The following is a 25,173-nucleotide window of genomic DNA, read 5'->3' on the forward strand; positions in this document are numbered from 1 at the left end:
CCATGGACCCCGTTCTCGACGTTCAGAACCTCACGATCCGCTACGGCGGCGCCGCCGAGCCGGCGGTGCGCGACGTCAGCTTCACCCTCGGCCGCGAGCGGCTTGGCATCGTCGGCGAAAGCGGCTCGGGGAAGTCGACGGTGGGCCGCGCGATCATGCGCCTGCTCGACACCGCCGAGGTCACCGCCGACCGGATGCGCTTCGAGGATGTCGACCTGCTGACCGCGCCGGAAAGCGAGATGCTCAAGGTGCGCGGCCGGCGCATGTCGATGATCCTGCAGGACCCGAAGTTCTCGCTGAACCCGATCCGGCGCTGCGGCGACCAGATCGCCGAGGCCTACCGGACCCACGTGCGCTGCTCGAAGTCCGAGGCCCGTGCCAAGGCGGTCGAGATGCTGCGGCAGGTCCACATCCGCGACCCCGAGCGGGTCTTCGATCTCTATCCGCACGAGGTTTCGGGCGGCATGGGGCAGCGCGTGATGATCGCGATGATGCTGCTCACCTCGCCGGACCTGGTGATCGCGGACGAGCCGACCTCGGCGCTCGACGTCACGGTGCGGCTGCAGGTGCTGCGAATCCTCGACGGGCTGGTGCGCGACAAGGGCATCGGGCTGGTGATGATCAGCCACGACCTCAACCTCGTGCGGGCGTTCTGCGACCGGGTGCTCATCATGTATGCCGGCCGGCTGGTCGAGACGCTCGACGCGCGCGACCTCGACGCCGCGCGCCATCCCTACACCCGTGGCCTCCTGGCCGCACAGCCCCGCATCGGCGGCACCCGCGATCCGCTGCCGGTGCTGCAACGGCGCGACAGCTGGCTCGAGCCGCAGGAGGACATGGCATGAAGACGGTTTCCATCCGCGATCTTTCCGTCAGCTTCGGCGCCGTGAAGGTGCTGCACGACGTCTGCTTCGATGTCCGGCCGGGCGAATGCTTCGGCCTCGTGGGCGAGTCCGGCTCGGGCAAGTCGACGATCCTGCGCTGCGGCTCGCTGCTCAACGGCAAATGGGAGGGCGAGGTGCGCATCGGCGAGGACAGCGTCCGCGACATGAGCCTGCGCGACCGCTGCCGCACGCTGCAGATGGTGTTCCAGGATCCTTACGGCTCGCTGCATCCGCGCCATTCCATCCGGACCGCGCTGGAAGAGGGGCTGCGGGTCAACCGCATCGGCGACCGCGAGGACCGCATGGCTGCCGCGATGCGCGACGTCGGGCTGCCGGTGGAGTTCCTCGACCGCTACCCGCACCAGCTTTCGGGCGGACAGCGGCAGCGCGTCGCCATCGCGCGGGCGCTGATCCTCGAGCCCGACGTGCTGTTCCTCGACGAGCCGACCTCGGCGCTCGATGTGTCGGTTCAGGCCGAGGTGCTGAACCTGCTGGTGCGGCTGCAGGCCGAGAAGGGCTTCACCTACCTGATGGTCAGCCACGATCTCGCGGTGGTGGATCACATGTGCGACCGTTTCGCGATCATGCAGCACGGCCGCATCGTCGAGGTGCTCCCGCGCGAGGCGATCACCCAGGGCGGCGCGACGCAGCCCTACGCGCAGGAGCTCATCGCGGCGAGCCTCGAGTACGAGAAGGCGGTGTAACGCCGTCGATATTGCCCGGCAGGCTGCTGATGATGCTGCCTGCCGGGCATGACCAACTCCCCCCCCCCCCCCCCCCCCCCCCCCCCCCCCCCCCCCCCGACAAGAGACCGATCCATCCACCAAGGCACGGGCCTGGGCGCGCGAGAACGACGCGGCCGTCGTGCAGCGCCGTGCGTGGATCGCACAGCATGGCGTGCCGCTTGCCGCCTGGCAGGTGCTGGAGCTCGACTGACAGGATCGCACGCCCCCGATCTACCTGATGCCCTTGCCCTGCCCACGACAAAAGGCGCGGATGCCGGAGCACCCGCGCCCTGTCGGACCGTGAGCCTGTCAGGGCACTCAGCGGTCCTTGGTCACATCCTCGAAACGCGAGACCCAGGGGTCGATCACGATGCCGCTCACGTCGTCCTGGTAGGCGGCCGTCACCACCCGCTCCGAGAACGGCTGGATCGAGGTCACCTTGTCGTCGATCATCTGTTGGATCTCCTCGTACATGGCGGCCTGCGTGTCGGCGTCGCGTTCCACCAGCGCGGCCTCGATCTTCGCGTTCAGCTCCTCGTCCTGGTAGGAGGTGCGCCAGCCCTGGTAGTTGGTGAGCCCGGCATCCTTGGCGTTGTCGGGGTTGTAGATCAGCGCCCGCAGGTTGCTGTCGGGGTGCGGCTGCTGTCCGCCGCCGCCACGGCCGACGAGCAGGTCGAAGTTGCGGTCGCGCATGGCGCCGTAGATCTGCCCGCCGTCGCCGGTGATGATCTCGGCGTCGATCCCGGCCTGCGCCAGCGTGCCCTGGATCGCGGTCGCGCTGTCGAGGAACTGCTGGGTCGAGATCACCCGGATCGTCGTGTCGAAGCCGTCGGGATAGCCCGCCTCGGCGAGCAGCGCCTTGGCCTTCTCGACGTCGAGCGCATAGCCCGGATCGTCGAGCGCGGCGAAGGCCGAGGTGTTCACCGGCCGCTGCCGCTCGACCCCGAAATAGGGCATGATCGCGGTATTGATGCCGTCGTAGTCGATGAGATACCGCAGCGCCTCGCGCACCTTCGGATCGGCGAACTGCTCGTTCTCCATAGAGGCGGCAAGGTAGTAAAAGCCCGACGACGGCACCGTGGTGACGGTGATGTCCTCGTTCTGCTCGAGCGCCTTGAGGTCCGGCGCGGCGAGGGTGAAGCCCACGTCGATGTCGCCCTGCTCGAGCCCCAGCCGCTGGGTCTGGCTTTCCGGCAGGTGGCGCATGAGCACGCGGCTCATCTCGGGCACGTCCTCCCAGTAGTTCTGGTTCGCCGTGAGGATGACGTATTCGTTCGCCCGCCACTGGTTCAGCGTGAAGGCCCCGGAGCCGGCGGAGTTGTTGGTCAGCCACGCCTGCCCCATGTCGTCGCCGGCGTGCTCCTCGACCAGCGCGCGGTCAAGCACCGAGCCCACGCCCGCCTGGCTGAGATACATCAGGATCAGCTTCGGATCGTCGGCCTGCGGCAGGTTCAGCACGAAGGTGTGCTCGTCCTCGGCCACGAACAGCTCGTCGGCGGCCTCGGCGGTGAAGCCGCGGCTCTTGAGCCCCGACGACTGCGCGAGGTTCAGCTCGAGGTTGCGCTCGAACGACCACGCCACGTCTTCGGCGGTGACCGGGTTGCCCGAGGCGAAGGTGGCATCGGGGCGCAGGTGGAAGGTGACCGAGCGGTTGTCGTCGGAAATCTCCCAGCTTTCCGCCAGCCGCGGGATCAGCGTCTTGTCCTCGGGGTCGAGCGAGATCAGGCTGTCGTAGATGTTGTTGAGGATCTGGACCGCTTCGCCGCCGGTGATCGCCGCCGGGTCCATCGTCAGCACGTTGTTCATGTTGAACGCCACGATGAGCTGGTCGTCGGGCGTTTCGGCAAGGGCCGGTGCGGTCCCCGCCATCAGCACCGCCACCGCGGCGCTTGCTAGCAGATGTCTCATGTCTCCTCCCTGAGTTCTGGTGACATCCCGTCGTGCGCGGCCAGCGTCAGGCCACGCGGTTGTTCTCGATGTGGTCGAAGTCGATGTCCTCGCCGAGACCGGGCCGGTCGGGCACATGCACGTAGCCCTCGGCGTCCATCGGGTCGGACAGCGATTTCAGGTAGTCGAGCCCGTCGTCGTATTCGAGGAACGGGTGCAGCAGGCCGCGCTCGTACCAGCGGCAGTTCTTCGTCGCGGCGACCACCTGCAGGTTCATGGCGGTGTTGCCGTGCACCTCGCAGTTCATCCCGAAGGCCTCGGCCATGTGCATGGTCTTCAGCGCCGGGGTGATGCCGCCGACGTCGTTCACGCCGGTCCGCAGGATGTCGCAGGCGCCGGCCTTGACCCATTCGGCGCGCTGCCAGTGCTTGCCGGCGGCGCTTTCCGGGCCGAGCACCGGGATGTCGAGCTGGTCGGCCATCCACTTGTAGGAGGACATCGACTGCTCGTCCATCGGCTCCTCGATCCAGTCGAATCCGAGCTTTTCAAGACCGCGCCCCAGCGCCAGCGCGTCGGTGCGTGTATACCAGTGGAACGCGTCGATCATCAGCCGGATGTCGGGCCCCACCGCCTCGCGCACGGCGGCACAGGCCCTGAGGTCCATCTTCACGTCGGGCGCCCAGCTGACCGGCGGCATCCAGGTGTGCAGCTTGATGCCCTTGTAGCCGCGCGCCACCAGCTTCTCGGCAAAGCGGCCGTAGTCGTCGGGCGTGGCAAGCCCGCCCTCGATCTCGTCGCCGCACATGGTCGAGCCGTAGGCCAGCACCTTGTCGCGGTAACCGCCGATCAGCTTGTAGACCGGCTGGCCGACCGTGCGCCCGGCAAGATCCCAGAGCGCGCAGTCGACCACCGCGAGCGTGCGGTCGGTGAGCTGCGCCGCCGAGCCGCGCTGCCAGTGCGCCAGCTCCTGCCAGAGCCGCTCGCGGTCGCGGTGATCCTGCCCGATCAGCACCTTGCGCACGAACTTGTCGAGTACATGCGGGCGCATGACCTCGGGCGGGGCGAAGCTGTGTCCCTCGTGGCCGTCCTCGGTGCGGATCGTCAGGATGCCCTGCTGAACCTCGTGCGCCGGGCCCGGATGGGCGTGGCCCGCGGTGTCGGAATGGCGGCGGGTGGTATGCTTGAACACGCACGCCGAGACATCGGTGATGATCACGTCCTGGTCCTCCCTTCCGGGGCCGGTTGCGCGGCGCCGGTCGTCAAAATCTGTATGACAAGATGTATTACAGGTTTTCGGGCCGCGTCAACAGGGCAATTGCCGGTATCGAGGCGATCGGAGGAAAACGCAGCACTGGACGGGGGATCGTGCTTTCCGTTATCACTTAAATCTGTGTTACAGAAAGAAGGGTTGCCGCGTGACCGAGACGACATCCCCCGAGAGCGCCCCGGCCCGCACGCGGGCCGCGCTCATCGCCGAGGACCTGCGCCGCGAGATCGAGACCGGCAGTTTTGCGCCCGGCGACCGCCTTCCCAGCGAGGCCGAGCTGACCCGTCGCCACTCGGTGAGCCGCACGGTGGTGCGCGAGGCGCTGTCGCAGCTTCGGTCGGACGGGCTGGTCGAGGCGCGCAAGGGCTCGGGGGTCTACGCGCTCGACCCGGCGAAGGCGCGGCAGCGGCCGTTCTCGGACCTCGACACCGAGCGGCTGTCGGGCGTGATCGAGCTGTTCGAGCTGCGCTCCGCCTTCGAGATCCGGGCCGCCGCGCTGGCTGCCACGCGCCGCTCGGGCGCGCAGATCGACAAGATCGTCGCCGCCAACGCCGAGGTGGCCAAGTGCTTCGAGACCGGCACCTCGACCCGCGAGGCGGATTTCGCCTTTCACTACGCCATCGCCGAGGCCTCGCAGAACAAGCGGTTCCCCGAGTTCCTGTCGCTGATCCGCTCGGGGCTGGTGCCGCGGGTCGAGCTGGAATCGCGTAGCCGCCCGCCGCGTGCCTACGTGCCGAACCCCGACCTGGTGGCCGAGCACGACCGCATCATCGACGCCATCGTGACCGGCGACCCCGACGCCGCCGAGGCGGCGATGAAGGCACATCTCGAGGGCAGTCTCGAGCGCTACCGCGACCTGCTGCGCACCTCGCGGCGCTGATCGTGACGGCACGGCGAATCGCGCCGAAATCATATCAGTGCCGCTGACCCAATCCGCCCGGGAGCGGCGCGTGTTCTCCTGCTTTCGGGCAGTTCCGGACGCGGGACTGATACGATTTTTCCGCCGCAGTGCAAAATCCTGAGCAGCATTTCGATTTGCATTTACAACGCCCTGCCGGCGCTTCAGCACAGAGGCGCGGAAGGGCGCTCCTTCCGCCTGACGTGATCTTGACGGGAGGAAGAGAGATGGAAGCGCTGGTTCTGGAAGAGAAGGGCAAGCTCGCCCTGCGCGATTTCGACATTCCGGGCGAACTGGGCCCGCGTGACGTGCGCATCAAGACGCACACCGTCGGCATCTGCGGCTCGGACGTGCACTATTACACCCACGGCAAGATCGGTCATTTCGTCGTCAACGAGCCGATGGTGCTGGGGCACGAGGCCTCGGGCACGGTCATCGCCTGCGGTGACGAGGTGACGGACCTCAAGCCCGGTGACCGCGTCTGCATGGAGCCCGGCATTCCCGACCCCGACAGCCGCGCCAGCAAGCTCGGCATCTACAACGTCGACCCCGCGGTGCGCTTCTGGGCGACGCCGCCGGTGCATGGCTGCCTGACGCCCGAGGTGATCCACCCCGCCGCCTTTACCTACAAGCTGCCGGAAAGCGTGAGCTTTGCCGAGGGTGCGATGGTCGAGCCCTTCGCCATCGGCATGCAGGCGGCGCTGCGCGCCCGCATCCAGCCGGGCGACATCGCCGTCGTCACCGGCGCCGGCCCGATCGGCATGATGGTGGCGCTCGCCGCGCTGGCGGGCGGCTGCGCCAAGGTGATCGTCGCCGACCTCGCCCAGCCGAAGCTCGACATCATCGCGGCCTACGACGGCATCGAGACGGTCAACATCAAGGACAAGAGCGCCGCCGACGCGGTGGCCGAGGCCACCGACGGCTGGGGCGCCGACGTGGTCTTCGAATGCTCGGGCGCCGCGCCCGCGATCATCGGGATGCACGCGCTGGCCCGCCCGGGCGGCGCCATCGTGCTTGTCGGCATGCCGGTCGACCCGGTGCCGGTCGACATCGTGGGCCTGCAGGCCAAGGAGCTGCGGCTCGAGACGGTGTTCCGCTATGCCAACGTCTACGACCGCGCCATCGCGCTGATGGCCTCGGGCAAGGTGGATCTCAAGCCGCTGATCTCGGGCACCATCCCCTTCGAGGACAGCATCGCCGGCTTCGACCGCGCGGTCGAGGCGCGCGACACCGACGTCAAGCTGCAGATCCGGATGCCGGAGTAAGCGCCATGTATCTCGGAATCGATCTGGGCACCTCCAGCGTCAAGGCGATGCTGGTGGACGAGACCTTCGCAACCGTCGCCGTGGCTCACGCCGGGCTGACCGTTCAGCGCCCGCATCCGGGCTGGTCCGAGCAGGCGCCCGCCGACTGGATCACCGCCACCGAAAGCGCGCTCGACCAGCTGCGCGCCTCGCACGGCGAGGCGCTGGCGCGGCTGCAGGGCATCGGGCTTTCGGGGCACATGCACGGCGGCACGCTGCTCGATGCCTCGGACGCGGTGCTGCGGCCCTGCATCCTGTGGAACGACGGTCGGTCGGGCGCGCAATGCGACACCCTCACCGGGCGCGCGGATTTCCACGGCATCGCCGGCAACCTCGTGATGGCGGGCTTCACCGCGCCCAAGCTGCTCTGGGTCGCCGAGAACGAGCCCGAGGTGTTCGAAAAGACCGCCAAGGTGCTTCTGCCCAAAGACTACCTGCGGCTCTGGCTCACCGGCGAGCATGTCTCCGAGATGTCGGACGCCGCGGGCACGCTGTGGCTCGACACCGGCAAGCGCGACTGGTCCGACACGCTGCTCGAGGCCACCGGCTTCACGCGGTCGCAGATGCCGGCGCTGGTCGAGGGCTCGGACGTGTCGGGCCGCCTGCGCCGCGAGCTGGCCGAGCGCTGGGGCGTGCCGCAGGTGCCGGTCGCCGGCGGGGCAGGGGACAACGCCGCCACCGCCTGCGGCATGGGCGTGATGCGCCCCGGCACCGGCTTCCTGTCGCTGGGCACCTCCGGTGTGCTTTTCGCGGCTTCCGACCAGTACCAGCCCAACACCGGCGACGCGGTGCACACCTTCTGCCACGCGGTCCCCGAGACCTGGCACCAGATGGGCGTGATCCTCTCGGCCACCGACTCGATGACCTGGCTGTCCGAGATCACCGGTCGCGAGGTGCCGGAACTGGCGGGTCTCGTGCCCGAGCGCCCCGAGGCGCCGGCGCGGGTCGGCTTCCTGCCGTATCTGTCGGGCGAGCGCACGCCGCTCAACGATCCCGACGCCGCCGGGGCCTTTGTCGGATTGCGCCGCGACGTGGCGCTGCCCGAGATGGTGCAGGCGGTGATGGAGGGCGTGGCCTTCGCCTTTGCCGACTGCGTCCGGGTGCTGCGCAAGGCGGGCACCGAGGTCGAGGCCGCCTATGCGGTGGGTGGCGGCGCGCGCTCGCGCGCCTGGCTCGAGATCATGGCGGCGGCCACCGGCCTGCGGCTGCTGGTCCCCGCCGAGGGCGATTTCGGCGCGGCCTTCGGTGCGGCGAAGCTCGCGGCGGCGGCCGCGACGGGCGCCACGGGCCCCGAGGTCTTCGCCCAGCCCGAGGTTGGTGCCGAGATTGCGCCCGATGCGAAACTCGCTGATCTCTATGCGAAAAAGTATGAGGCCTACATGCGCGGTTATCCCGCGACCCGCGACCTCGCCTGACATGGTCGGCAGGGGGGCCGATCCGGCCTCCAGCCAAATATACAACGCGCAAATCTCTGCAGCGCGGCGCCCTGTGCGCCGCGCTGCGGCGTTCAGGGTTCGCACATATGTGCATCTTCAAATGATACCCGGTCAAAAAAGTATCGGCCAAAATTTCGTTCTGATGTAGAGCGGCCTCGTCCCGGGCGATACCTTCTCCCACAACGCGGTCGATCCGGGAGGAGCCGGGACGGCGCGCCAAGGGAGGAATGGAATGCAACCCGATCTGGAACTCGTGCACATCCGCAAGGGCGAAAGCTTCGCCGCGTGGATGCACGGTTATCCGTTCCGGACGGTGCGCTGGCATTACCATCCCGAGTACGAGATCCACCTCGTCGTCGACACCCACGGCACCTTCTACATCGGCGACCACATCGGCGACTTCGGCCCCGGGCAGCTCATCATGACCGGCCCGAACCTGCCGCAGAACTGGATTTCGCACATCGGCCCCGACGAGGTCGTCGCGGCGCGCTCCTACGTCATCCAGTTCCCCGAAAGCTTCATCGAGGACGCGGCGGCGTCGATGCCCGAGATGGAGGCCATCCGCCCGCTGCTCGAGCGCAGCCACCGCGGCCTGCTCTTCGACGACGCGACCGGCGAGGCGGTGAAGCCGCTCATGCGCGAGCTCTTCGAGGCCACCGGCCTGCGCCGGCTGTCGCTGTTCTGGGAAGTGCTCGACGTGCTCGCGAATGCCCCCGAGCCCGAGGTGCTGGCAAGCCTCAGCTACGAGCTCGACCTTGAGGCGCTGAGCGAAAGCGGCGTCAACCGCGCCATCGCCTACCTGCGCGAGAACCTGACCGAGAACATCGACGAAAAGGACCTCGCGGAGCTGGTGAACCAGAGCCAGAGCGCCTTTTCCCGTGCCTTCAAGCGCCACACCGGCTCGACGCTGGTGCGCTACAAGAACCAGCTTCGGGTCGACCTGGCCTGCCAGATGCTGCTCACCCGCCCCGAGGCGAAGGTGGCCGAGATCTGCTACGAGGTCGGCTTTTCGAACCTGTCCAATTTCAACCGTCACTTCCTGAGGCTGAAGGGCATGTCGCCCTCGCAGTTCAGGGCGACATTTGCCGCGAACGGGGTGTTTTCGGAGACCGGCTGAATCAACGACCACGAACGACTTTCTCGAATTCGGGCGGCGGGGTGCCGTCCGGAAACAGGCAGGGCTTGCCTGCCGCAAAAACTTGGGAGGATACCCACATGAAACATCTTCTTGGCGCAGCGTCCGCCGCAGCAATGGCCCTTTCCTTCGCCGCGCCGGCTTCGGCGCAGGACGACGGGCTGAAGATCGGCATGACGTTCCAGGAAATGAACAACCCCTACTTCGTCTCCATGCAGGAGGCGCTGATGGAGGCGGCCGAGGATCTCGGCGCCGAGGTGGTCATCACCGACGCGGGCCACGACGTGGCCAAGCAGATCTCGGACGTCGAGGACATGCTGCAGCAGGACATCGACATCCTGCTCCTGAACCCGACCGACAGCGCCGGCATCGAGGCCGCCGTGCGCATGGCCAAGCAGCAGGACGTGATCGTCGTCGCGGTCGACGCCAACGCCAACGGCCCGGTCGACACCTTCGTCGGCTCCAAGAACCGTGACGCCGGCTACCAGTCCTGCAAGTATCTCGCCGACGCGCTCGGCGGCGAGGGCGAAGTCGCCATCCTCGACGGTATCCCGGTCGTTCCGATCCTGCAGCGCGTCGAAGGCTGCAAGGCGGCATTCGAGGAATACGAGGGCATCGAGCTGGTCGACACCCAGAACGGCCGCCAGGACCGTTCGGTCGCGCTCGGCGTGGTCGAGAACATGATCCAGTCGCACCAGAACCTCAAAGGCATCTTCTCGGTGAACGACGGCGGCGCCATGGGCGCGCTGGCCGCGATCCAGGGCTCGGGCCGCGACATCAAGCTGACCTCTGTCGACGGCGCCCCCGAGGCGGTCGAGGCCATCGCCAACGGCACGCCCTTCATCGAGACCACCGCGCAGTTCCCGCGCGACCAGGTCCGCGTCGGTCTTGCCATGGCGCTGGCGCAGAAGTGGGGCGCCCGCGTGGTCCCCTCCGAGGTGCCGATCGACGTGCGCGTCGTCGATGCCGAGAACGCGGCCGACTTCAGCTGGTAAGCCAGACACTCTGCCGCTCCCGCGCTTCGGCGGGGGCGGCTCCCCCACTTACGCCAACCAACGGTGCCCCATGCTGCAACTGACCGGAATCAAGAAGAAGTTCGGAAACATCCAGGTCCTGCACGGGGTCGACCTGGACGTGAAGGCCGGCGAGGTCCACGCGCTGCTCGGCGAGAACGGCGCCGGCAAGTCGACGCTGATGAAGATCCTCACCGGGATCCTCCAGCCCACCGAGGGCCGGATCACCATCGAGGGCAAGGACCACAGCTTTGCCAACTACGACGAGGCGATCGAGGCCGGCATCGGCATCGTCTTCCAGGAATTCAGCCTCATCCCCTATCTCACCGCGGTCGAGAACATGTTCCTCGCCCGCGAGATGCGCAACCGGCTCGGGCTGCTCGACCGGCGCGCCATGCGCAAGCGGGCCCGCGAGATCCTCGCCCGGCTCGAGGTCGACGTGCCGCTCGACGTGCCCATCGCCAAGCTGTCGGTGGCCGAGCAGCAGTTCGTCGAGATCGCCAAGGCGCTGTCGCTCAACGCGCGCATCCTCGTGCTCGACGAGCCCACCGCGACGCTGACCCCCTCCGAGGTCGCGCATCTGTTCAAGGTCATGCGCGAGCTGCGCAAGCAGGGCGTGGCCATCGTCTTCATCTCGCACCACCTCGAGGAGATCTTCGAGATCTGCGACCGCATCACCGTGCTGCGCGACGGCGAATTCGTCGGCAACTGCCTGGTGTCCGAGACCGACAACGACCGGCTGGTCGAGATGATGGTCGGGCGCCGGATCGAGAACAGCTTCCCGCCGAAACCGGGGCCGCGCCCCGGCGCCAAGGTGATGCTGGAATGCGAAGAGGTGCAGCTGCGCAAGGGCGGGCCGGTCTCGAGCTTCGAGCTGCGCGAGGGCGAGATCCTCGGCTTTGCCGGGCTCGTGGGCTCGGGGCGCACCGAGACCGCGCTTGCCATGCTCGGCGCCTGGCCAGCGGCGAAATGCAAGGTCATGGTCGACGGCGAGGAGACCCGCTTCAAGGAGCCCGCCGAGGCGCTGGCGCACGGCATCGGCCTGCTGCCGGAAAGCCGCAAGGAGCAGGGGCTGATCACCAGCTTCTCGATCCTGCAGAACATCTCGCTGAACAACTACGGCAAGTATCGCCGGGGCCACTGGTTCATCGACCTCAAGAAGGAGCGCGAGGCCACCGAGACCGCCATGGGGCAGGTCCGGGTCAAGGCGCAGGGGCCGATGGCGCGTGTCGATACGCTGTCGGGCGGCAACCAGCAGAAGGTGGTCATCGCCCGCTGGCTGAACCACCAGATGAAGGTGCTGATCTTCGACGAGCCGACGCGCGGCATCGACGTCGGCGCCAAGGCCGAGATCTACCAGCTCATGCGCGAGTTCACCGCGCAGGGCTACGCCATCATCATGATTTCGTCGGAGCTGCCCGAGGTCATCGGCATGTCCGACCGGGTCTGCGTCTTCAACTCGGGCGGCATCGCCGCGACCGTCGAGGGCGACGCCATCAATTCCGAAGAGATCATGACCTACGCCACGACCGGGAGAGACCGACATGTCGCATAACGCCAACACCGCCGAGACGAAAAAGAGCGGGGGCGGGTTCAGCCTGGGCTGGATCCTGCACTCGCCGCTCGCCCTGCCACTGATCGGGCTCATCGTGGTCTCGGTCCTGATGGGCTTCGCCTCCGAGAACTTCTTCTCGGTCTCGAACATCATGAACGTGCTGCGGCAGGTCTCGATCGTCGGCATCCTCGCCGTCGGCATGACCTTCGTGATCCTCACCGGCGGCATCGACCTGTCGGTCGGCGCGGTCATGGCGCTGTCGGGCACCATCGCCGCCGGCATCATGGTCAACATGGAGCTGCCGGGCTGGATCGGCCTGCTGGCCGGCCTCGGCGTCGGCGTCGGTCTCGGGATCTTCAACGGCATCATGGTGGCCTGGGGCCGGATGCCCGCGATCATCGTGACGCTGGCCACCATGGGCATCGCCCGCGGCTTCGGCCTGCTCTACTCGGGCGGCTACCCGATCTCGGGCATCCCGTCGTGGATCTCGTGGTTCGGCATCGGCCGCATCGGCATCGTGCCGGTCCCGGTCATCGCGATGGTGGTGATCTACGCGCTGGCCTGGGTGCTGCTGCAGCGCACGCCCTTCGGCCGCCACGTCTACGCCATCGGCGGCAACGAGCTGGCGGCGAAGCTGTCGGGCGTGAAGACGCAGATGGTCAAGCTCGCGGTCTACGCGATCTCTGGCCTGACCTCCTCCTTCGCGGCCATCGTGCTCACCGGGCGCCTGATGTCGGGCCAGCCGAACGCCGGCGTGGGCTTCGAACTCGACGCCATCGCGGCGGTCGTGCTCGGCGGCACCGCCATCGCCGGGGGCCGGGGCCTGATCCTCGGCACGCTGATCGGCGCGGTGCTGCTCGGCATCCTCAACAACGGCCTGAACCTGATGGGGATCAACCCCTACCTGCAGGACGTCATCAAGGGTCTCATCATCCTGCTGGCCATCTACATCGGCCGCGAATGGTGATCCCCGACCGGGCGGCCCGGCGCGGCCGCCCGTCTCTTTCCCTCTCCCCCCAAAACCCTCTCCCCCAAGACCCTCCCCGCAAAGAACACCACAGGAGAATAGCGCATGTCTGAACAGCTGAAGGGCAAGGTCGCCGTCGTCACCGGCGCCGCCTCGGGCATCGGCCTCGCCGCCGTCGAGATGCTGCTGAAGAACGAGTGCACCGTGGTCATGGTCGACCGCAACGCCGATGCGCTCGAGGAGCTGACCGCGAAGCTCGGCGAGAAGGCCGTGCCGCAGGTCACCGACCTGCTCGACTTCGACAGCTGCAACGCCATGGTCCCCGAGATCCTCGAGAAGGTCGGCCAGATCGACATCCTCTACTGCAACGCCGGTGCCTACATCGGCGGCGACATCTGGGAGACCGACCCGGCCTCGATCGACCGCATGGTCAACCTCAACATCAACGCGGTGATGAAGAACATCAACGCCGTCGTGCCGCACATGATGGAGCGCAAGAGCGGCGACATCATCGTCACCAACTCCATCGCCGGGCATTACCCCGCCTACTGGGAGCCGGTCTATTCCGCCTCGAAATGGGCGATCACCAGCTTCATGCAGGGCATCCGCCGCCAGATGATCCCCTACGGCGTGAAGGTCGCGCAGGTCTCGCCCGGGCCGGTGATCTCGGCACTGCTCGCCGACTGGCCGGAAGAGAACCTCCGCAAGGCCAAGGAGGCCGGCGCGCTCATGGACCCCGAAGAGGTCGCCGAGGCGCTGGAATTCATGCTCACCCGCAAGCGGGGCGTGACGGTGCGCGACGTCATCATCATGCCGACCGCCTTCGAGCGGATGTGAGCCTCGCGGCGGCGCCCCGTTTTCTCCTCCCTCCGGGGGCGCCGCCGCGATAGGGTCCGGTCAACCGGACAGGAAGGAAGGAGAACATCATGTCGAACCTCTTCATCGGCGTGGACGTCGGCACCGGCTCGGCCCGCGCGGGCGTCTTCGACGCGCAGGGCACGCTGCTGGCCACCGCCAAGCACGACATCGAGATCCACCGCGACGACGCGGGCCGGGTCGAGCAGAGCTCGGCGCAGGTCTGGGACGCGGTCACCACCTCGGTGCGCGAAGCCGTCGCCGCCTCGGGCGCGGACCCGGCGCAGGTGAAGGGCATCGGCGTCGACGCGACCTGCTCGCTCGTGGTGATGGGGCCGATGGGCGGCCTGCCTGTGGGCGACGACGCAGCCCCCGAGCGCGACATCATCGTCTGGATGGACCACCGGGCCACGGGCCAGGCGGCGCGCATCAACGAAGGCGACCACGACGTTCTGAAATACGTCGGCGGCCGGATCTCGCCCGAGATGGAAACGCCGAAGCTGCTCTGGCTCAAGGAGAACCGCCCCGAGGTCTATGCCGCCGCGGCGCAGTTCTTCGACCTCACCGATTTCCTGACGTGGAAGGCCACCGGCGCGCTCGACCGGTCGTCCTGCACGCTCACCTGCAAGTGGACCTACCTCGCCCACGAAGAGCGCTTCGACCCCGACTACTTCCACGCCATCGGCCTCGGCGACCTTGCCGACGAGGACTTCGCACGGATCGGCGCGAGCGTCGTTCACCCCGGCACCGCGCTGGGGCAGGGGCTTACCGCGGAGGCCGCCGAGGCGATGGGCCTCGTGCCCGGCACCGCCGTCGCCGCCGGGCTGATCGACGCCCACGCTGGTGGCGTCGGCACCGTCGCCGCCTCGGGCGGGGCTGGGGATGCGACCGACTGCCTCGGCTATGTCTTCGGCACCTCGTCGTGCACCATGACCACCACCCGGGAGCCGGCCTTCGTGCCCGGCGTCTGGGGGCCCTACTACTCGGCCATGGTGCCGGGGATGTGGCTCAACGAGGGCGGGCAAAGCGCCGCCGGCGCGGCCATCGCGCATCTCGTGACCCTGCATCCCGCCACCGCCGAGGCGGAGCGGCTGGCAAGCGCCGAGGGCAAGGGCCTCGTGCAATACCTCGCCGACCGGGCGCTCGAGCTCGGCGGCGACGCGGCGGGGGCGCTGCGGCTTGCCGACGACCTGCACGTCATCCCCGAGTTCCTCGGCAACCGCGCCCCCTTCGCCGACCCCGAGGCCCGCGCGGTGATCGCCGGGCAGGGAATGGAGCAGGGCGTCGACAGCCTCGTGGCGCTCTACGTCGCGGGCGTCTGCGGACTGGGCTACGGGCTGCGCCAGATCATCGAGACGCAGGACGCCGCCGGCGCGCCGTCGCGCACCATCTCGGTGTCGGGCGGCGCCGGGGCGCACCCGCTGACCCGCGCCATGCTGGCCGATGCCACCGGCCGCGAGATCGAGATCACCGAATGCGCCGAGCCGGTGCTGCTGGGCTCGGCGATGCTGGGGGCGGTGGCCTCGGGCGGCTACGCCGACCTGCAGGCGGCGATGCCGGCGATGTCGCGGGTCGCCACCCGTTGCACCCCGGCGGGCGGGGCGACGCAGGCCCGACACGCGGCGCGCTACGACGCCTTCCTCGCCTTCCAGCGCCTCTCCCGCGAGACGCGCGGGATCATGGCGGGGCTCACCGACTGACGAAGCGGGCCGCGCGGCCCGCGCCAGACAACAAAGGACACACACCCATGCAATTCTCGGGCAAGACCGTCATCATCACCGGCGCCGGCAAGGGCATCGGCCGCGCCTGCGCGCAGGTCATGGCCGCACGCGGCGCGCAGGTCATCGCGATGACGCGCACGCAGGCCGACCTCGACAGCCTCGAAGCCGAGATCGGCTGCCGCTCGATCCGCGTGGACCTGAGCGACCCGGCCGCCACCCGCGCCGCCATGGCCGAGGCGGGCCCGGCGGATTTCCTCATCAACTCGGCGGGGACGAACGTGCTCGAGAGCACCTTCGACATGACCGACGAGGGCTACGACCGGGTGATGGACATCAACCTGCGCGGTGCGCTCGTGGCCTGCCAGGCGTTCGGCCGGGCCCGGGTCGAGGCGGGCGGCGGCGGCGCCATCGTCAACATCACCTCGATCGCCGGACACCGGGGCTTCCCCGAGCACCTGTGCTACGCCGCCTCGAAGGCGGGGCTCGAGGGGGCGAGCCGGGTCATGGCCAAGGAATTCGGACCGCACGGCATCCGGGTGAACTGCATCGCGCCGACGATCACGCTCACCGAGCTTGCCGCCGCCGCCTGGGCGGACCCGGTGAAATCCGAGCCGATGATGGTGCGCCACCCGGTGAACCGCTTCGCCGAGGCCGAGGAGGTGGCCGAGAGCATCGCCATGCTGCTGTCGGACGACGCCAAGATGGTCACCGGCGCGGTGCTGCCGGTCGACGGCGGCTTCCTCGCGGTCTGATGCGGACCCTCGATGACAGCCATCCGTCCGGGCCCCCGGGGCCGGACGCAGCGGTGGGCGCGGTGATCTTCGACCTCGACGGCTGCCTCGTGGACAGCGAGCCGCTGTCGCTGGCCACCATCGCCGAGGAAATGGCGGTGCTCGGGCTCGACCACGACTGGCGGGCGCTGCGCGACCGCTACCTCGGGGTGTCGATCTCGACGGTGCAGGCCGATGTCGCCGCCGAGACCGGGCGGCCCTGCGGCCCTCGGTTCGCGGAAGCGGTCGAGACCCGGCTGCTGGCGCGCTACGAAACCGAGCTGCGTCCGATCCCCGGCGCGCCCGAGCTTCTGGAACGACTGCGGGCGGCGCGGCTGCCGCTGGCCGTGGCGACCGGCAGCTCGGTCAACCGCATGGGTCGGACGCTGGCGCTGTCGGGGCTGGAGGCGGCCTTTGACGGACATACCTACAGCGCCGACCTCGTGGCGAACGGCAAGCCCGCGCCCGACATCTTCCTGCTCGCCGCCGCGCGGCTGGGTCAGCCGCCGGAGCACTGCCTCGTGGTCGAGGATTCGCCGCATGGCGTCCGCGGGGCGCGGGCGGCCGGCATGCGCGCGGTGGGATTCATCGGGGGCAGCCATCTCGACGGCATGCGCGCGCAACACGCCGAGGTGCTGCGCGAGGCCGGGGCCGAGCGGGTGCTGGGCGCGGTGGAAGACCTGCTCGGGGTGCCCGGCCTCCGCGGCTGACGGCGCGGGCGGCAGTGGGGGGCTTTGCCCCCCGGCTCTGGCGAGCCTCCCCCCAGGAATATTTCTGGCCAGAAGAAGCCCGGGGCGTTTGCGCAGGCGGGGCGGGCGGGTCATGGTGCAGGCCGGGACCGACCAGGGAAGGCCGCGCGATGCTCAAGGACATCAACCTCAACGCGATGAACTACTTCGAGGCGGTCGCCCGGCTGGGCGGGATCTCGAAGGCGGCGGAGGAACTCGGCGTGTCGCCTTCGGCGGTGAGTCAGCAGATCCGCCAGTTCGAGCAGCAGTTCGGGGTGCGGCTGTTCAAGCGCGACAAGCGCAAGCTGACGCTGACGCTCGACGGCGAACGGCTGTTCCAGACCACCACGCAGGCCTTCCGGATGATGCGCGACGTGCGCTCGGCGATCCAGCGGCAGCGCGAGAACCGCCATTTCAACCTGCGGGTGTCGCCCTCCTTCGCGGTGCGCTGGCTGTCGCCGCGGCTGAAGGAGTTCCTCGACCTTGCGCCCAACTGGGCGGTGCGCATCGACGCGGCGCCGGATTTCTCGGACTTCGAGACCGAGGTGGTCGATCTCGACCTGCGCTACGGCGAGGGCGGCTGGACCGGGCTGCACGAGGAGGCGGTGGTGCATGACCTGGTGCTGCCGATGTGCTCGCCGGGCTACCTCGAGGAGCTGCGCGCGCTGTCGGACGACCCCATCGGACAGCTGCGGCAGGCGCGTCTGATCGACTCGGTGAAGACGCACTACCGCTGGGATTTCTGGCTGGCGCGGCATGGTGTCATGGGCGAGCGCATGGTCTACCCGCTGCGTTTCGACCGCTCGTCGATGGCGCTGCAGCTCGCGGCCGACGGCGCCGGGGTGGTGCTGGAGAGCTCGACGCTGGCGCTCGACCAGCTGGAGAGCGGCGCGCTGGTGCCGCTGTCGACGGCCTTCGAGGCGATCCGCTTCCCGGCCTACTGGCTGGTCTGCCCGTCGCGGCACACCAGCCGGCGGATCGTGCGGATCTTCTCGGACTGGATGCGCGAGGCGGGCCGGGTGCATGACGCACGCGCGGCGGAGCTGATCACCGGCCTCGGCTGCCGCATCCGCGAGCAGAGCGGGCGGCAGCTGCCGGGCGAGGAATACGTCGGCGAGTGAGGCCGGCCGGCTACCGCGCAAAAAGGCCCCCGGGCCCGGTGGGCGGGCGCGGGGGCCGTCACGCCTCTGCCGGAGCGGAGGCGCGGGGAGATCAGTAGATCGTCAGGAACGGCACGTAGGAAATCAGCAGCAGCACGATCACCGACACCGCGTAGAAGGGCAGCAGCGATTTCACCACCGAGCCGATCCCGGTCTGGGCGATGGCCGCGGATATGAACAGCGTCGTGCCCACCGGCGGCGTGTAGAGCCCCACCGCGAGGTTCACCACCATCATCAGGCCGAGCTGCACGAGGTCGAGGCCGATCGCGTTGGCGATGGTCACGAACAGCGGCCCGAGCAGCAGCACCGCCGCCGGCAGGTCGAGGAAGGTGCCGACGATGATCATCACGATGTTCAGCGCGAGGATCACCATCCACGGCTCTTGCAGGGTCTCGGTCACCCAGATCGCCAGCGTCTGCGGCGTGCGTTCGGCGGTCAGCATCCACTGGATCGCCGAGGAGGCCATGATGATGATGAGCACCGCGCCGGTCATCACGCCGGTGTCGATCATCGACTTCCAGATGTCCTTCAGCGTGAGATCGCGGTAGATTCCGCCCGAGACCAGCAGCGCGTAGGCCACCGCCATCACCGAGACCTCGGTCGGGGTCGCGATGCCGAAGCGCAAGGTGCCGATGACGAAGACCGGCATCAGCAGCGCGGGAATGGCATGCAGCAGCTCGGACTTGTAGGCGCGGAAGCCGCCCGGCATCTCGGCGGTCGGCAGCCCGAGACGCTTCGACACCCACCAGACGGCGGTGAACATGCCGAGGCCGAGCATGACCCCCGGCAGGATGCCGGCGACGAAGAGGTCGATGATCGAGGTGTTCGACACCAGACCGTAGAGGATGAGCGGGATCGACGGCGGGATCAGCACCGAGACCGTCGAGGAGGAGGCGTTGACCGCGGCGGCGAAGCCGGCCGGGTAGCCCTCTTTCTTCTGCACCGGGATCAGCGCGTTGCCGAGCGCCGAGGCGTCGGCCACCGCCGAGCCCGAGACGCCGCCGAACATCACCGAGCCGATGATCGAGACCTGCGCGAGCCCGCCCTTGAAGCGCCCCACCAGCAGTTTCGCGATGTTGACGAGGTGGTCGCCGAACTTGCCCGACATCATCAGGCTGCCGGCGAGGATGAAGAAGGGGATCGCGAGCATCGGGAAGCTCTGCGTCGGCGAGTAGAGCCGCTGCGCGATCACCGCCATCGGCTTGCCTTCCATCCAGAGCGCAAAGGCCGTGGCGCCCAGCATGGCATGGGCCACCGGGACCGACACCAGCAGCAGCACCGGGAAGACGATAATCAGGAGCTTGACCATTTGGTGCCCTTTCTCAGCTGTAGCTCTGCTGCGCGGGGTCGGTGGAGTCGTCCTGCGGACCCGCGAAGAGCTGGCGCAGGATCTCGATCACCGCCGCGACCGCCATGACGCCGAAGGCATAGTAGAGGCTGATGTAGCCCCAGTATTGCGAGACCGGGATCTCGGACAGGCGCTGGAATTTCGAGGCACGGATGATCGGGGCGCTGGTCTGGATGACCGTCACCGCGATGACCAGCACGGCGACCGACACGAGGATCGCCACGAGCCGCTTCAATGGGTCGGGCATGATACCGATCAGCACGTCGACCGAGATGTGCCAGCCGCGCAGCGAGGCGATGCCGATGCCGCCGGCGACCAGCCAGGGAAACAGCACGGCGTGGATCTCGTAGGCCCAGGCAAGCCCGCTGCCGAAGGCGTAGCGCAGAACGACGTTCACCAGCAGCGCGAAGAAGGTGAAGGTCAGGGTGACGAAGATCACCGCGGCGCCCGACGCCTCGAGGGTGCGCTCGAGGATGCGGAGCGGACGCATGAGGGAGCGGCCGCGGCCGCTCCCCTTGGTGTGGCGGGTGTCGCCGGTCACTGGGTTGCCTCGCGCAGGGCCGAGATCAGCTCGCCGAATTCGCCTTCGTACTGCTCGTAGACCGAGGCGGTGGCGTCGATGAAGGCCTGACGGTCCTCGACCTCGGCAAAGGTCGCGCCCTCGGCTTCCATCGTCTCGCGCAGGTTCTTGCCCTGGCTCAGCGACAGGCCGCGCTGGTACCAGCCGGCGGACTTGGCGGCGTTCTCGATGCAGCCCTGGGTATCTTCGTCGAGACCCGACCACCATGCCATCGAGGCGACGACCGGGGTGGATTCATACTTGTGGCCGGTCAGCGTGATGTAGGGGGTGATCTCGTGCAGCTTGGCCGAGTAGATGTTCGTGAGCGGGTTTTCCTGCCCCTCGAAGACGCCCGACTGCAGCGCGGTGGGCAGCTCGGACCACGCCAGCGGCGCGGGCGATGCGCCGAGCGCCTCGAAGGTGGCGATGGTCACCTCGTCCGACGGCGTGCGGATCTGCATGCCCTCGAGGTCGGCGGGGGTGGGCACGTTCTTCGACACGTGGCTGACGTGGCGGATGCCGTTGTCCCAGAAGGTCAGGACCTTGAGACCGGCGTTCTGCGCCTTCTGGTCGATCATCTCGCCGACTTCGCCGTCGAGCACTTCCCAGACCGAGGGCAGGTCCTCGAAGAGGAACGGCAGGCCGAGCATGCCGACCTCGGGGACGATCTGGGCGAGCGGGCCCTGGCTGTTGGCCGACATCTGGATGACGCCGGCGGAGACCGAGGTCAGCATCTCGACGTCGTTGCCCATGGTCGCGGAGGGCGCCACGTTCACGGTCGTCTCGCCGCCGGTGCAGGCGGGGACGAGGTCGGCGAACATCTCGGCGGCGTCGAAGCGCGGGTTGCCGGGGTTCGCGCCGTGGGCGAAGATGATCTCGTCTGCGAAGGCAGGGGCGGCCGTGGTCAGCGCGGTGGCGCCGAGCAGTGCGATGGTCATCATGTTCTTCATAGTCTCTCTCCCGTAAAGTGTGACGGTCTCCTTGCCGTCTCGCCGGAGTGTCCGGCCTTGCGCCCCGGACCGCCTGAACACGCGGCCCGGAGAGTAGATGCCCGCCCCCTGCGTGCAACAGGGGGAAGGCGAAAATTGGTGGCTCAGTGGATGAGCGAACCGCCGTTCACGTCGACCTCGGTGCCGGTGCAGTAGCTCGACAGGTCGGAGGCGAGGAACAGCGCGCAGCCGGCGACGTCCTCGGCGGTGCCGGCGCGGCCCATGGGGATGCCCGCGAGCACGGAGGCGCGCATTTCCTCGGTGAGCTTGCCGGCGGTGATGTCGGTGGCGATGAAGCCGGGGCAGAGCGCGTTGACGCGCACGCCGTCGGGCGCCAGCTCGCGGGCCATCGCCTTGGTCAGGCCCAGAACGCCGGCCTTGGCTGCCGAGTAGTGCGGGCCGCCGAAGATGCCGCCGCCGCGCTGCGCCGAGACCGACGACAGGTTGACCACCGCGCCGGTCTTGCGCTCGCGGAAGTGCGGGATCAGCGCCTGCGTCATGTAGAGGGTGCCGCGCAGGTTCACGTCGGTGACCGCGTCGTAGTTGCCCGGCTCGATCTCCATGATCTTGAGCGGCTGGGTGATGCCGGCGTTGTTCACGAGGATGTCGACCGCGCCCCACTTCTCGACGCAGGCGTCGGCGGCGGCCTGGCAGGCGGCCTTGTCGGTGACGTTGCAGGCCAGACCGATGTGGCCTTCGCCCGGAAGGTCGGCCGCTGCGGCCTGTGCCTGCGCCGCGTCGAGGTCGAGGATCGCGACCGTCGCGCCGTGCTCGGCGAACATCATGGCCGTGGCCTTGCCAAGTCCGCGCGGGCTGGCCGCACCGGTGACGATGGCGAATTTACCGTCGAGAAGTCCCATTTTCGTCCTTTCCTTCTTCGGCACGGCTCTGCGCACCGTGGGGTCTGGGCCCGCGCGCCGGCCTTGGGTTGCCGGGCGCGGTCCGTATCATGTGTACGGGATGGGGCGACGTGCGGGCCGACGACGGCAGGGCCTCACTGGGCCCGCTGGCGGCGGCGGTGTGTCTGATCCTCCCGTGCGGCTCTCCTCAGGCCGCGGCTGACGCTGAGCATGGCAGGTTGGCGGGCTTTCAAACAAGAAAGGAAACTTAAATTCCTGTTTAGGATTTCTTCACAGATTCCGCGCCGCTTTGGTGCTCTGATGTCCCGGACCCGGCAAATGCCCATGGCGGTGCCATGACAGGCGGCCGCGCAGGCCGCGCCCGGGATGCAGACACGGGAGGACACCATGAAACTCGGACTGGGCAGTTACGCCTATCGCTGGTCCATCGGCATCAAGGACCAGGTGCCCGCCAGGCCCTTGACCGCATTCGATCTTCTGGATCGCGCCGAGGCGCTCGGGCTCGAGGTCGTGCAATACGCCGACAACATGCCGCTCGACCGTCTCGACGAGGCCGACCACCATCGGCTCTACGAGACCGCGCAGGAAAAGGGGCTGGTGCTCGAGCTTGGCACCCAGTGCTTCGACGCCGACGAGGTCGACCGCTACATCGAGATCGGCAAGCGTCTGCACGCGAAGATCCTGCGCGTCGCGCTCGACGAGGCCGACGGTCACATCCCGGTTGCCGAGCTCGCCGAACAGCTGCGCCCGCGTGTCGACGCGGCCCGCGCTGCCGGCATGAAGATCGCCATCGAGAATCACTTCAACTACCCCAGCCCGCGCATGGTCGAGCTGCTCGACGCGGTGAACGACGACCATCTCGGCGTCTGCCTCGACGTGGCGAACTCGATCTGTGCGAACGAGTGGCCGGAAGAGACGATCAAGCTGCTCGCGCCCTACACGATCAACCTGCACCTCAAGGATTACGAGATCACGCCGGACAAGTATGGCGTCGGCTTCCGCATCCACGGGGTGCCGCTCGGCGACGGGCGTGCGCCGCTCGCCTGGACGCTGGAGCAGCTCGCGCACTGCCCGGCCGACATGAGCGTGATCCTCGAGCACTGGCTGATGATCGAGGGCGGCACGCTCGACGACGCCATTGCCAGGGAACAGCCGTGGATCGAACGCACCGTGGCGGCGGCGAAGGGATTCGTGAAGTGAGGGGGGACGACATGACCGACGACATCCGCACCAAGAAACTGATGAACGCGCCCGAGGACATCATCCCCGAGGCGATCGAGGGGATGCTTTCGGCGCATCCCGACCTGCTGCGGGTCGAAGGCGCCACGCGCCGCGCGCTGATCGCGCGCGACGGCCCGCGCGACGGCAAGGTGGGTATCGTGATCGGCGGCGGCTCGGGCCACGAGCCCGCCTTTGCGGGCTACGTCGGGCGCGGCCTTGCCGACGCGGCGGCGGTGGGCAACGTCTTCGCCTCGCCCTCGCCCGAGCACATCATGGACGCGGCCCGCGCCGTCGAGGGCGGCGCCGGCGTGATGTTCCTCTACGGCAATTACACCGGCGACGTGATGAACTTCGACATGGCCGCCGAGGAATGCGACTCCATCGGCATCCCCGCCCGCTCGGTCGCGGTGACCGACGATGTCGCCTCGGCCCCCAAGGGGCGCGAAGGCGAGCGGCGCGGCATCGCGGGCGATTTCTTCGTGTTCAAGATCGCCGGTGCGGCGGCCGAGCAGGGCCGCGACCTTGCCGCCTGCCACGCGGCGGCGGTGCATGCCAACGCCAACTGCCGCTCGATGGGCGTGGCGCTCAGCGCCTGCTCGCTGCCGCAGACCGGCAAGCCGAACTTCGAGCTCGGCGCGCGGGACATGGAGATCGGCATGGGCATCCACGGCGAGCCCGGGATGCGGCGCGGCGCGCTCGAGACCGCCGACGAGGTCAGCGACGAGCTGATGGACGCGATCCTCGCCGACATGGAGCTGGGGCAGGGCGACGAGGTCGCGGTGCTGGTCAACGGCCTTGGCGCGACCGGGCTGCTGGAGCTTTACATCCTGCACCGCCGGGTGACGCAGATCCTCGGCGGGCGCGGCGTGAAGATCCATTACAGCTGGGTCGGCGAATACTGCACCTCGCTCGAGATGGCGGGGGCCTCGATCACGCTGCTGAAGCTCGACGCGGACCTCAAGACCCTGCTCGACATGCCCTGCCGCACCCCGGCGCTCACGGTCGCGGGCACCCTCGCGCCCGCCGGGACGCTGACCAAGCGCAGCCACGACGGCACCGCCGGCGCGGCCGAGGTCGACCGCAGCACGCTTGCCAAGGACGGCCCGGTCACGCCCGAGACCTTCCGCCGGATGATGCTCGCCGTGGGCGAGGCGATCCACGACAACCGCGACTGGCTCTCCGAGCTCGACGGGGTGATCGGCGACGGCGACCACGGCGTCACCATGGACATCGGCTGGTCCGCCGTGCGCAAGGAACTCGCCGCGCCGGTCGACGAGACCATCACGCAGACCAGCACCCGCATGGCCAAGGCGTTTCTCGACGCCGTCGGCGCGTCCTCGGGGCCGCTTTACGCCTCGGCCTTCCGCAAGGCGGGCGAAGCGGTGTCGGACCGGCTAAACCTCGATGCCGGGGCCGTGGTCGCCTGGGTCGAGGGCATCTGCGCCGGCATCCAGTCGCGCGGCGGCGCGCAGGTCGGCGACAAGACGATGATCGACGCCTGGGTGCCCGCCGTGGCCAAGGCCAAGGAAGCGCTGCAGTCGGGCGGAGACGTGTCGGCCTGCCTCGAGGCAGCCTGCGCCGGCGCGCGGAACGGTCGCGACTACACCGCCGAGATCGAGAGCCGCCGGGGCCGTTCGGCGAAGCTCGGGCAGCGCTCGCTCGGCCACGTGGACCCGGGCGCGGCCTCGGCCCACGTGATGCTCGTCGCCATGCACAGGGCGCTGTCGGCCTGAGCCGAAGACCTGACCTCCGGCGGGCCGTGGTCCGCCGGAGACCATTTGCCGCGCGCGTCACGCGACGCGCGGCCCGCCCGCTGCGCGCCCGATGACGGCCTCCGACCTGCGGGGGCGCCGGTGCGGGCAGGGGCCAACGACCACCCCGAGGGAGGACC

General features: G+C 68.7%; 22 protein-coding genes. 16 read left to right on the plus strand and 6 right to left on the minus strand.

Annotation, left to right across the window (positions count from 1 at the left end):
- Positions 1–2: 2 nt before the first annotated feature.
- Positions 3–845: an ABC transporter ATP-binding protein gene (locus D6860_RS13105; RefSeq protein ID WP_076625577.1), complete on the plus strand. Its 843-nt coding sequence runs from the start codon at positions 3–5 to the stop codon at positions 843–845.
- On the plus strand, positions 842–1,588 hold the full coding sequence (locus D6860_RS13110) for an ABC transporter ATP-binding protein (protein ID WP_076625576.1): 747 nt from the start codon (positions 842–844) through the stop codon (positions 1,586–1,588). The genes D6860_RS13105 and D6860_RS13110 overlap by 4 nt, the downstream gene beginning before the upstream one ends.
- Positions 1,589–1,927: 339 nt before the next feature.
- On the opposite strand, the gene D6860_RS13115 is transcribed toward D6860_RS13110, so the two are convergent.
- Complete coding sequence (locus tag D6860_RS13115; protein ID WP_076625573.1) at positions 1,928–3,517, minus strand: ABC transporter substrate-binding protein; 1,590 nt, start codon at positions 3,515–3,517, stop codon at positions 1,928–1,930.
- A gap of 46 nt (positions 3,518–3,563) precedes the next feature.
- A complete protein-coding gene (locus D6860_RS13120) occupies positions 3,564–4,712 on the minus strand; it encodes a mandelate racemase family protein (protein WP_076625571.1) in 1,149 nt (382 codons plus the stop codon).
- Positions 4,713–4,911: 199 nt separating this feature from the next.
- Between D6860_RS13120 and D6860_RS13125 the strand changes: the two genes are divergently transcribed.
- The 12 genes from D6860_RS13125 to D6860_RS13180 all read left to right on the plus strand — a co-directional run bounded on the left by D6860_RS13125 (position 4,912) and on the right by D6860_RS13180 (position 18,266).
- Positions 4,912–5,643, plus strand: a complete 732-nt coding sequence (locus D6860_RS13125; protein WP_076625570.1) for a FadR/GntR family transcriptional regulator — start codon at positions 4,912–4,914, stop codon at positions 5,641–5,643.
- A 245-nt stretch (positions 5,644–5,888) separates the two neighbouring features.
- The gene (locus D6860_RS13130) at positions 5,889–6,926 is read left to right on the plus strand and encodes an NAD(P)-dependent alcohol dehydrogenase (RefSeq protein ID WP_076625569.1); all 1,038 of its coding nucleotides are present in this window, start codon (positions 5,889–5,891) and stop codon (positions 6,924–6,926) included.
- A gap of 5 nt (positions 6,927–6,931) precedes the next feature.
- The gene (gene xylB / locus D6860_RS13135; protein WP_076625568.1) at positions 6,932–8,380 is read left to right on the plus strand and encodes a xylulokinase; all 1,449 of its coding nucleotides are present in this window, start codon (positions 6,932–6,934) and stop codon (positions 8,378–8,380) included.
- 253 nt (positions 8,381–8,633) lie between these two features.
- Positions 8,634–9,518, plus strand: coding sequence for an AraC family transcriptional regulator (locus tag D6860_RS13140; protein ID WP_017469515.1), 885 nt, complete (start codon positions 8,634–8,636; stop codon positions 9,516–9,518).
- Between the two features lie 98 nt (positions 9,519–9,616).
- Entirely contained in the window at positions 9,617–10,531 is a 915-nt protein-coding gene (locus tag D6860_RS13145) for an ABC transporter substrate-binding protein (protein ID WP_076625566.1), read from the plus strand.
- 70 nt (positions 10,532–10,601) lie between these two features.
- Entirely contained in the window at positions 10,602–12,104 is a 1,503-nt protein-coding gene (locus tag D6860_RS13150; protein WP_076625565.1) for a sugar ABC transporter ATP-binding protein, read from the plus strand.
- The gene (locus D6860_RS13155; RefSeq protein ID WP_076625563.1) at positions 12,094–13,071 is read left to right on the plus strand and encodes an ABC transporter permease; all 978 of its coding nucleotides are present in this window, start codon (positions 12,094–12,096) and stop codon (positions 13,069–13,071) included. Before D6860_RS13150 ends, D6860_RS13155 begins: the two co-directional genes overlap by 11 nt.
- A gap of 105 nt (positions 13,072–13,176) precedes the next feature.
- Positions 13,177–13,908 (plus strand): SDR family oxidoreductase, encoded by a 732-nt coding sequence (locus D6860_RS13160; protein WP_076625562.1) that lies wholly within the window; start codon positions 13,177–13,179, stop codon positions 13,906–13,908.
- Positions 13,909–13,997: 89 nt separating this feature from the next.
- Positions 13,998–15,626, plus strand: coding sequence for an FGGY-family carbohydrate kinase (locus tag D6860_RS13165; protein WP_076625560.1), 1,629 nt, complete (start codon positions 13,998–14,000; stop codon positions 15,624–15,626).
- A 47-nt stretch (positions 15,627–15,673) separates the two neighbouring features.
- On the plus strand, positions 15,674–16,399 hold the full coding sequence (locus D6860_RS13170; RefSeq protein ID WP_076625559.1) for an SDR family oxidoreductase: 726 nt from the start codon (positions 15,674–15,676) through the stop codon (positions 16,397–16,399).
- A complete protein-coding gene (locus D6860_RS13175; protein ID WP_076625558.1) occupies positions 16,399–17,127 on the plus strand; it encodes an HAD family hydrolase in 729 nt (242 codons plus the stop codon). The genes D6860_RS13170 and D6860_RS13175 overlap by 1 nt, the downstream gene beginning before the upstream one ends.
- Before the next feature lie 149 nt (positions 17,128–17,276).
- Positions 17,277–18,266 carry a LysR family transcriptional regulator gene (locus D6860_RS13180; RefSeq protein ID WP_076625556.1) on the plus strand — a complete coding sequence of 330 codons (990 nt, stop codon included), beginning with the start codon at positions 17,277–17,279 and terminating at the stop codon, positions 18,264–18,266.
- 91 nt (positions 18,267–18,357) lie between these two features.
- Here the strand turns inward: D6860_RS13180 and D6860_RS13185 are convergent, their stop codons facing one another.
- From D6860_RS13185 to D6860_RS13200, 4 genes are all read right to left on the minus strand, one after another.
- On the minus strand, positions 18,358–19,614 hold the full coding sequence (locus D6860_RS13185; protein ID WP_076625555.1) for a TRAP transporter large permease: 1,257 nt from the start codon (positions 19,612–19,614) through the stop codon (positions 18,358–18,360).
- A gap of 13 nt (positions 19,615–19,627) precedes the next feature.
- Entirely contained in the window at positions 19,628–20,143 is a 516-nt protein-coding gene (locus tag D6860_RS13190) for a TRAP transporter small permease (protein ID WP_076625711.1), read from the minus strand.
- Positions 20,144–20,190: 47 nt separating this feature from the next.
- A complete protein-coding gene (locus D6860_RS13195; protein WP_083697966.1) occupies positions 20,191–21,162 on the minus strand; it encodes a TRAP transporter substrate-binding protein in 972 nt (323 codons plus the stop codon).
- Positions 21,163–21,305: 143 nt separating this feature from the next.
- Positions 21,306–22,061 carry an SDR family NAD(P)-dependent oxidoreductase gene (locus D6860_RS13200; RefSeq protein ID WP_017468295.1) on the minus strand — a complete coding sequence of 252 codons (756 nt, stop codon included), beginning with the start codon at positions 22,059–22,061 and terminating at the stop codon, positions 21,306–21,308.
- Positions 22,062–22,448: 387 nt separating this feature from the next.
- Here D6860_RS13200 and D6860_RS13205 point away from each other — a divergent pair, with 387 nt between their 5' ends.
- The gene (locus tag D6860_RS13205) at positions 22,449–23,261 is read left to right on the plus strand and encodes a sugar phosphate isomerase/epimerase family protein (RefSeq protein WP_076625553.1); all 813 of its coding nucleotides are present in this window, start codon (positions 22,449–22,451) and stop codon (positions 23,259–23,261) included.
- A gap of 11 nt (positions 23,262–23,272) precedes the next feature.
- Positions 23,273–25,015 (plus strand): dihydroxyacetone kinase subunit DhaL, encoded by a 1,743-nt coding sequence (dhaL, locus tag D6860_RS13210; protein WP_076625552.1) that lies wholly within the window; start codon positions 23,273–23,275, stop codon positions 25,013–25,015.
- The last annotated feature ends 158 nt before the right edge of the window (positions 25,016–25,173 follow it).

The sequence above is a fragment of the Salipiger sp. D13 genome (genome assembly GCF_003703915.1).
In the GTDB taxonomy this organism is placed as follows: domain Bacteria; phylum Pseudomonadota; class Alphaproteobacteria; order Rhodobacterales; family Rhodobacteraceae; genus Salipiger; species Salipiger profundus.

Coding starts and splice junctions, on each gene's coding strand:
- D6860_RS13105 (WP_076625577.1), top strand. CDS start 3: ATGGACCCCGTTCTCGACGTTCAGAACCTCACGATCCGCTACGGCGGC.
- D6860_RS13110 (WP_076625576.1), top strand. CDS start 842: ATGAAGACGGTTTCCATCCGCGATCTTTCCGTCAGCTTCGGCGCCGTG.
- D6860_RS13115 (WP_076625573.1), bottom strand. CDS start 3,517: ATGAGACATCTGCTAGCAAGCGCCGCGGTGGCGGTGCTGATGGCGGGG.
- D6860_RS13130 (WP_076625569.1), top strand. CDS start 5,889: ATGGAAGCGCTGGTTCTGGAAGAGAAGGGCAAGCTCGCCCTGCGCGAT.
- xylB (WP_076625568.1), top strand. CDS start 6,932: ATGTATCTCGGAATCGATCTGGGCACCTCCAGCGTCAAGGCGATGCTG.
- D6860_RS13140 (WP_017469515.1), top strand. CDS start 8,634: ATGCAACCCGATCTGGAACTCGTGCACATCCGCAAGGGCGAAAGCTTC.
- D6860_RS13145 (WP_076625566.1), top strand. CDS start 9,617: ATGAAACATCTTCTTGGCGCAGCGTCCGCCGCAGCAATGGCCCTTTCC.
- D6860_RS13150 (WP_076625565.1), top strand. CDS start 10,602: ATGCTGCAACTGACCGGAATCAAGAAGAAGTTCGGAAACATCCAGGTC.
- D6860_RS13155 (WP_076625563.1), top strand. CDS start 12,094: ATGTCGCATAACGCCAACACCGCCGAGACGAAAAAGAGCGGGGGCGGG.
- D6860_RS13160 (WP_076625562.1), top strand. CDS start 13,177: ATGTCTGAACAGCTGAAGGGCAAGGTCGCCGTCGTCACCGGCGCCGCC.
- D6860_RS13165 (WP_076625560.1), top strand. CDS start 13,998: ATGTCGAACCTCTTCATCGGCGTGGACGTCGGCACCGGCTCGGCCCGC.
- D6860_RS13170 (WP_076625559.1), top strand. CDS start 15,674: ATGCAATTCTCGGGCAAGACCGTCATCATCACCGGCGCCGGCAAGGGC.
- D6860_RS13175 (WP_076625558.1), top strand. CDS start 16,399: ATGCGGACCCTCGATGACAGCCATCCGTCCGGGCCCCCGGGGCCGGAC.
- D6860_RS13180 (WP_076625556.1), top strand. CDS start 17,277: ATGCTCAAGGACATCAACCTCAACGCGATGAACTACTTCGAGGCGGTC.
- D6860_RS13185 (WP_076625555.1), bottom strand. CDS start 19,614: ATGGTCAAGCTCCTGATTATCGTCTTCCCGGTGCTGCTGCTGGTGTCG.
- D6860_RS13190 (WP_076625711.1), bottom strand. CDS start 20,143: ATGCGTCCGCTCCGCATCCTCGAGCGCACCCTCGAGGCGTCGGGCGCC.
- D6860_RS13195 (WP_083697966.1), bottom strand. CDS start 21,162: ATGAAGAACATGATGACCATCGCACTGCTCGGCGCCACCGCGCTGACC.
- D6860_RS13200 (WP_017468295.1), bottom strand. CDS start 22,061: ATGGGACTTCTCGACGGTAAATTCGCCATCGTCACCGGTGCGGCCAGC.
- D6860_RS13205 (WP_076625553.1), top strand. CDS start 22,449: ATGAAACTCGGACTGGGCAGTTACGCCTATCGCTGGTCCATCGGCATC.
- dhaL (WP_076625552.1), top strand. CDS start 23,273: ATGACCGACGACATCCGCACCAAGAAACTGATGAACGCGCCCGAGGAC.